This window comes from Mycobacteriales bacterium, from assembly GCA_036497565.1.
GTDB lineage: Bacteria > Actinomycetota > Actinomycetes > Mycobacteriales > QHCD01 > DASXJE01.
In genome coordinates this window covers 1-7,891 of record DASXJE010000293.1, presented here as the reverse complement: position 1 = coordinate 7,891, position 7,891 = coordinate 1, and the positions used below count along the sequence as shown (strand labels likewise).

The 7,891-nt window shown below is 70.3% G+C and carries 4 protein-coding genes; 2 read left to right on the top strand and 2 right to left on the bottom strand.

All coding sequences use genetic code 11. The annotated features are described in order from the left end of the window. Window positions 1-2,814 (top strand): hypothetical protein (locus VGH85_22660; GenBank protein ID HEY2176623.1); only part of this gene is annotated, 2,814 nt, incomplete at its 5' end. A 394-nt stretch (window positions 2,815-3,208) separates the two neighbouring features. After that, window positions 3,209-6,472 (top strand): fibronectin type III domain-containing protein, encoded by a 3,264-nt coding sequence (locus tag VGH85_22655; GenBank protein ID HEY2176622.1) that lies wholly within the window; start codon window positions 3,209-3,211, stop codon window positions 6,470-6,472. Between the two features lie 336 nt (window positions 6,473-6,808). Here the strand turns inward: VGH85_22655 and VGH85_22650 are convergent, their stop codons facing one another. After that, window positions 6,809-7,387: a hypothetical protein gene (locus VGH85_22650; GenBank protein HEY2176621.1), complete on the bottom strand. Its 579-nt coding sequence runs from the start codon at window positions 7,385-7,387 to the stop codon at window positions 6,809-6,811. A 312-nt stretch (window positions 7,388-7,699) separates the two neighbouring features. Further along, the coding region (locus VGH85_22645) for a hypothetical protein (GenBank protein HEY2176620.1) at window positions 7,700-7,891 on the bottom strand (192 nt) is incomplete at its 5' end.

The window sequence follows — 7,891 nt, the reverse complement described above, 5'->3', positions numbered from 1 at the left end:
ACCGACGAGCGACTGGTAGCCGCATTTAGCGCCGGACTGCTCGACCGCCTTGACGCCGCCGACGGCCTCGTCACCCTCGACGAGGCGGAGCACGCGAGCGAGTTCACGACCGCACCGGGCGGGGTGGCCCGCACCGACCGGGTCCGCGCCATCACCGACGCCGCCCGGGCCGCGACGGCCGTCCCCTCCACGCCGGACGTGTCTACCGCGCCACCGGTGCCGCCGGACGTGTCCACCGCGCCACCGGTGCCGCCGGACGTGTCGACGGCTCCCGTCCCTCCTCCGTCGCCGGACGTGTCGACAGCACCGGCACTGCTGGATGTGTCGACCGCACCGGTCCCGCCGCCGGGGACGGCGGCGATCGGCGCCGGGCAGCAGGACGGCCTGCTGATCACCCGCAGCCCGGCCGACGTCCTCAGCGCGCTGCGGGCGCAGACCGACGGCGCGGCCGCCGTTCTCGCTGCCGGCCCGCCACTAGGGCCGGGCACCGTCCCGGTACCGCCGGTCATCGGCGCGCCCAGCCCGGGAGTCCGCGACATCGACGTAGCGGCCGACCCGTGGCGGGTGCCCGGGGAGCAGGTCGTCACCGTGCAGGGACTGCAGCGCTCGCTGCGGCACGGGTACGACGGCCGGTTCGCCCCGGACGGAACGGTGGCCTGCCGGGTAAGCGGTCAGGTCCCGACCAGCTACGCCGGCGTGGTCGACGGCTACGAACTGGTGCTGCCGCTGCCCAACGGGGGCGTACCGCCGGAATGCGACGACCTGCTGCGGGAACTGGTCCTCGACGATGTCAGCCGCATCGACGAGGTCAGCCAGTACATCGCCGGGCGGGCGGCCTACGACCCGGTATTCGTCCGCGAGCGGCTCGGCGCGGAGTGGCTGCTGCTGCAGCCGTGGCTGCTCTCGCCCAACCTCAACACGGTCGCAGCCTGGCCGCAGCTGCTCGCTCCCTCGATCCGAAACGGCATGCTGGCCAGCCCGATCGCCCGCACGACATGGAGCCCGGCGTGGGTGCCGCTTTACCTCGAGTGGGAGGCCACCCTCACCGTCGACGACCGGCTCGACGGGTGGTCGCTCGGTCAGGTCGACTTCGACGTCGCCGCGGACCATCCGTCGCTGCCGGTCGGCGCCCCACCGACGGTCGTGCGCGGCCGCAGCCTCTTGACGTCGGTCGCGGCGCGCCAGTTCGCCGCCCAGGTGCAGGCATTCGTCGCCGCCGAGGATCAGCGTCCGGCCGACGCCAAGGTGTTGCACGCCGACGAGGATCAGGCTCTGGCGGCCGTCGGCGCGGCAGGCGACCAGCTCGACCTGCTCTCCGCCGGGTTGAGCGGCATCCGCGAGCAGCTGTTGGGACTCGACCCGGCCGCCGTCGGCCGTACGACGGCCCGGGCGGACGGCACCCGGGCACTGCCGGTACCGGCTGCGCAGCCGCTGTTGATCCGCGCAGGCAGCGCCGTCCTGTCCCGGCTTCGGGTCATCGACGCGTTCGGGCAGACCGTGGAGCTGCCGCCGGAGCGCATCGTGGTGGCACAGCGTCTGCAGCCGGCGTCGCCCGGCAGCGGTGGCGCCCCGTCGCCGGTGTTGCTGCGGCCGCGGCTGACCCGCCCGGCCCGCCTCGACCTCGGCTTCGCCGACCCGGGGACACCGGACGGCGCCGAGCCGGCGCCGGCCGTCGTCGACCAGAGCGACCCGCAGGCGACGGTGAGCCCGGTCTGCGGCTGGCTGCTCGCCGACCATCTCGACGGCTCCCTCGAGGTCTACGACGCGGCCGCGGACCCTCTCGGCATGCTGCTCGAGGACGTCGACGGACGCGTGGTCTGGGAGGGTGCACCCGGCGAACCGGGACCGGCCGGCGCACCGCCGGCGCCGCTTCGGCCCGATGACACCGGTGCCCGGCATGTCGTCCGGATAGCGGCCGGCGTGGTGGCTGCCGACAGCCGGCGACGCGAAGAAGCCGCAGCCCATCCGCCGCCGGCCGGCGAAGTCCCGGAGAGCGCCCTCGCCGCGCTGCTGCGTTGCGTCGACACCACGTTGTGGAGTGTCGATCCCTTCGGTGCCACCGGGACCGAATACGTCGCCGGGCTGGTGGGCCGACCGCTCGCGGTCGCCCGGATGACGCTGCGGCTGTCGGTGCGCGACGATCTGGGCGCCGGGCCGGACGCCGAACTGGAACTGGACGACGCGGCCCGGGCCGCCCGCCGCGCCGCCTACGACACGTTCGCCGCCCGCCAGATCGCCGTCCGGCTCGGTGAGCTCACCCGCACCGACGACGGGGTACTGGGCTACTTCGTCGACGACGACTACAGCCGTTTCACACCGGTGTCCCCGGAGGTGCTCGCCGCGGCGCGCGCAGGCGGCCGGCAGGTCGGTCAGCTCTCGGTGCTCGGTCCGTCCAGTGCCGCCGCGCCGGATGTTCAGCCCGTCAGTCATCCCTACGTCGACAACACCGAGCAGCCGCTGGTCGTGCGTCCGTCACAGCTGGTCCGGCTCACCGTCGTGATGGTGCCCGGCGGCGCCGTACACGCCACCAGCGGCGTGCTCCCGCGGGTGGCGGTGCAGATGGCGCGGGAGTGGGTGACCGGACCGTTGCAGCGGCTCTCGCCGTCGTTCCGGATCGGGCCGGTGCTGCTCGACCCGAGCACGGTGCGGCTGCCGAAGACCAGTGGTCTGCCGCAGGACCAGGCGTTCACGGCCCGCACCGATCCGCAGTCGTGGCGGGACGACCCGATCGCCGCGGCGACGCAGACCGCTCTGCTCCCCGACGTCGCACCGGTGCTGCGCGAGGGCTACGTGCGGGTCGCGAAGACCGACTAGCCGCCGTGCCCGCTGTTTCGCGGTGGGGCTGAAGTGGCCGTGCCACGCCGCCGAGGGCACCCGACTCGCCGATCCGGGAGACCTGCGCGGCGGCGCCGACGGAGACCACGATCGCGAGCACGGCCGCGCGACATGGACGAACGGCCGCGTCCGTCGGTTGTCGGACACCTCGGCCGCCCGCTCTTGTCGGGCCCGCGGATTGTCGACAACCGCCTCTCGCGGCCGAGCCGACACACGGTTCAGAGTGGGTTGTTGCTAAGCCGTGCCGCAGCCGAGCATGAACGAGTGATCGCTCTGCCGACTTTTTCCCTCAAATGCATGATGTGAAATCTCTACCCGGGTGATCGAATGCGCCAATGTGCGTCGTACGACCGATGGCGCCGGGGGTGGGAACATGACGCGCAAGACTTTGGCGGCTGGTTGTGTCGCGATCGCGTCGGCTGCGCTCGTCCTTGTCGGGATCGCGCCGGCGACGGGTGCGGGCGCGGTGCTGGCGCGCTACCCCTACCTGGGTGACCTCACCGCGACGTCGGTCGCCGTCACCTGGGCGACCACTGCGGCCGACACGAGTCCCGGCGTGGTCACTGTCGGAACCGGGACGAGTTGCACCCAGACCGTCGTGCCCGCGCAGCACGCCGCGACCACCTATACGGCGTTCGGGGAGAGCGCCCCGTACTACCAGCACGTGGTGCAACTGACCGGCCTCGCGCCGTCCACGACGTACTGTTACCGGGTCTACAGCGGCACGACCACGCCGGGCACCGATATGCTCGGTGTTCAGCCACGGTTCCCGACCACCTTCACCACGGTCCCGTCCACCGGTGCGGCGTCGACTTTCAGCTTCGACGTCCTCGGTGACTTCGGCGAGACGTCACTGTCCAATACGGCGCCGCTCGCGACGTACAACCAGTACCAGTCCGCTCTCGACACACAGATCGCGGCGAGCGCGACGGAAGCGGGCAATCCGGCGCTTTTCGCGGTCTCGACCGGCGACATCGCCTACAACGACGGGTCGACGACGAACTACGGGGACCTGAACCACGCAGCCGACCGAACCGGGGGCGCCGCCGAGCAGAGCAATGTGTTCGACGGGCGGTACTGGGCGAAGGCGGGCTCGAGTCTGCCGCTCTATTCAGTCGTCGGGAACCACGGCCGCAACGGCAACTTCTTCTCGACCTGGCCTGCAGCGACGAACGTCGCGGCGTCCGGCGGCACCTACACGCCCTCGTTGAGCTACCCGGCGGTCGACGGCATCGCGGCGGGCAAGTACCCGAGCGACTGGTACGCCTTCACGGTCGGCGGCGTGCGGTTCTACGTCCTCGACGCCGACTGGACCGACGTATCGCAGAGCACCGGGCTCGGCACCGGCTGCGGCGCCAAGACCTGCCCGTCGTACCAGGTCGATCGCGACGAGCACTGGCAGCAGAGCAGCGCCGAATACAGCTGGCTGGCCGGCGATCTGCAGAAAGACATCACGGCACGTGGTCCGTCGGCGTTGCGCTTGGCCTTCTTCCACTACCCGCTGCGAGTGGACCAGAACAACTACACGACCCAACAGGATCCGTATCTGCAGAACAGTGCCGCGAACCCGAACGGCGGGGCGAACAGCCTCGAGGCCCTGTTGGCGCGCGACAATGTCAACCTCGTGTTCAACGGCCATGCCCATATGTACGAGCGCAATGTGGCGCCGCCCGGCGGCGTGCCGAACTACGTCACCGGAGGCGGGGGCGGGGTGCCGACCAACGTTGCCCCGGCGTGCAGTGCCACTGATGCCTACGCCCGCGGCTGGGATCCGACCCATGCGGCGGGATCGTCCTGCGGCCGACCAAGTGACGGCGCGACGGCGAAACCATCTGCGGTTGCGCAGGTGTACCACTTCCTCAAGGTCACCGTGTCCGGCACCGACGTCAAGGTCGACCCGACCGACTCGACCGGCGCGGTGTTCGACCCGATGACCTATCACTTCGCGCCCGACACCACCGCGCCCACGACCCCGGCTACGCCATCCGTGGCGCGTGGCACTGGAGCGGCTTCGGCCAACGTCACGGTCACCCTCGGTGCGGGTAGCTCGGACGATGTGGGTGTCGTGAGTTACGACGTGTACCGGGACGGCAACATTGTCGCGACGGTTCCGGCGGCGAGCAAGACCTGGACGGATTTCTCCGTACCGGCCGGCACCCATACCTGGACAGTGGCCGCTCGTGACCAGCGCGGCAACCAGTCCACCCGGAGCGCAGCATCCGCTCCGATCACGTTCCCGGACACGACGCCGCCTACGCCGCCCACCCTGTCCGCGGCGAGCGGACCGACGGGCGAGATCGACCTGAGCTGGTCCGGCGCCACCGACGACGTGGGCGTCACCGGCTACAACGTCTACCGCGACGGCGGCACGACGCCAGCGGCAGCCGACGTGCACGCGACGGCGTGGGCCGACATCGGCCTGGCGCCGGGGTCTACCCACACCTACACCGTCGTCGCTCACGACACGGCGGGTAACAACTCCGCGCCGAGTAACGTCGCAAGCGCCACCGTGGCGAACACGGTGCCGATCGGTCCGCCCGCCGGCCTCACCGCCCAGCAGTCGGCAACGGCGGGTCAGGTCGCGATCACCTGGTCGCCACCGGACGCCGGCACCGCCACGTCCTACGCGGTCTATCGCGACGGCCAAGCGCTGAGCTCGGGGCCCACGACCTCCTACACCGACCGCAGCGCACCCGACAGTGTCGCGGTGACCTATCGCGTGGTCGCGTCCGACGCTGCTGACAACACGTCATCGGCGAGCGTCACGATCACCCCCGATTGGACGGCGCCGAGCGCGCCGGGCCAGGTCAGCGCAGCCGCCACCGGCGTGTCCACCGCGAAGATCTCGTGGACAGCAGCTACCGACACCGTCGGCGTGACGGCGTACACGATCACCCGCTCGGCGCCGGGCGAAGCCAACAGCACGGTAGCCACGGTTTCTGGTGGCACGACCGCAGTGACGGACACGACCGGAACGCGTGGCACCACGTACACGTATTCGGTGGTCGCGGCGGACGCGCAGGGCAACACCTCCGCGCGGTCGACCGCGGCGGTCACATTGCCGGTATTCACTGAGGACTTCGAGTCCGGCAGCATCGCCCCACCGCGGTGGACGACGCCCACCGCCGGGCTCACGACGCAGCAGAGCACGGTTCACGCCGGCAACTGGGCCGCCGAGGAAACCTCCACCGGCACAACCACCTGGTCCTCGGCGCAACTTCCGGCCACCTACCGAGCCCTGCACGTCAGCGCCTGGGTCTACCTCAAGCAGCGCAGCACTTCGGCCGGCCTATTCAAACTACGTAGCGCTAGCGGCGCCTACATCGCCTACCTGTATGTCAACGCAGGCGGATTCCTGTCCGTCCGCAATGACGCCGGGCTGGTCACGCACGCCGGCTCGGCCACGGTCAGCACCGGTCACTGGCACCAGGTCGAGATCGGCGTGGACACCAACCCGGGAGGACAAATCACCATCTGGGCTGCGCTGGACGGCACGCGGGTCACACTCGGCACTCCGGTGACGAGCACCGAGACGCTGGGCAACAATCCGATCGGGCAATTGACCCTCGGCGACGACGTCGCCGGACGCAGCTACGACATCGCGATCGATGACGTCTGGGCCGACACCAGCGTCTAGCCGACCGAGCACTCGCTCATCCTTTGGCGGGGCGACGCTGCACGAAGCCGTCATTGCCCGCAGGCGTTGTGCCCGCCCGGGGTAGCCGGGCACAGGTAGACCGGGCGGTGATGTCGTAATACTTCGCGTCCTTGCGGTACGTCGCGATCAGGACCGCCTGCTACGTCGCCGCCGACACCGCCCGGATAGCTCAGGCCCTCGGCGTGGACTGTTTGCCGCGCACCGAGGCCGCACTGCGTTCGGCGCTGCGGGAACGAACACGGCGTCCGCATTTACTGCGGATCGGCGGAAGGAACGTGGTGTAGGGCCGCCGGCAAGATGTCGTCGGTTACGTCGTCACCGTGTCTGGCTACTGCCGGAGTCATGGCGGTGGAAGGCTCCGCCTCCGTGGGTCCAGTGACCGGAGAGCTGCAGGACGAGCACGCTGACCGCTACGCCGATGAGGATCGTGCCGAGCAGGACGGAGGCCCGGCGTCGGGGACCTGCGACCGCGCGGTGTTGCCGGGATCCGGTGGTGAGTTGGAGTGCGGGGATGGTGCGGGCAAGCACGTGAAGCCCGGTCGCGGCGAGCCAGAGGATGAACGCTCCTTGATGCAGGGTGAGCGCGTCGACGCGGTATCCGGCGAGGGTGATAATCGGGGTGAATGTGGCAGGGCCGAGGGCGATCAGCGCGAGGCCGGTGCCGAGTACGGCGAGGCCCGAGAGTACGACGAGGGGGCCGAGTATGCGCAGCAGCAGCGGCGGGGGGCCGGCCTGCCGGTAGGCGGCCGAACCCAGGTAGTAGCGGGTGATGCGCCAGCCCGTGGTCAGAGTCTTCAGCATTACCAGCGGAAGGAGGAAGGCGCCGATCAGGATGTGTACGGTGATCAGCCCGCGCACCGACACCAAGGTGGCGCACTCGGCCAGCGAGACCACCAGGAGGAGGAGACCGGTCCAGGCGGTGAGGCGAGCATTTCCGGCGGGACCGCCGCTGGGCGTGGTGATGGGATCGTCGCGACGACGTGAGCCTATTGCTGTTGCGTAGGCGTCGTTCAGCGCTGCCCTGACAATCTCCGCCGAGGCCGCCCTAACGGCGGGCAGTGACTTCGATCCCAACGGCGGGTGCTGCATCGTTACGGTCCTCCGGCAGTGTCGATTAAACTTCCGCCCGAGACGGTCGACCGCGAACCCTGAGCGTCTTCTCCGCCTCGACCCAATATCGGTAGGGCCGATGGCTGAGTCTGGGAGTCAGCGGACGGTGGCTCTGGTGGAGCAGGTCTGCAGCGGTCCACGCGCCGGGTACCTTCTCTGGCTTCCACCGGTGATGAGTTGTCCAGCCGCCTCTGTCGTGGGGCCGGCCACCCCGTGGGCGAACCGCATCGGTTCGACGAAACTCGCCGCAAGCCACAGCATGACGGCGACGGTGATATGGATTCCCAC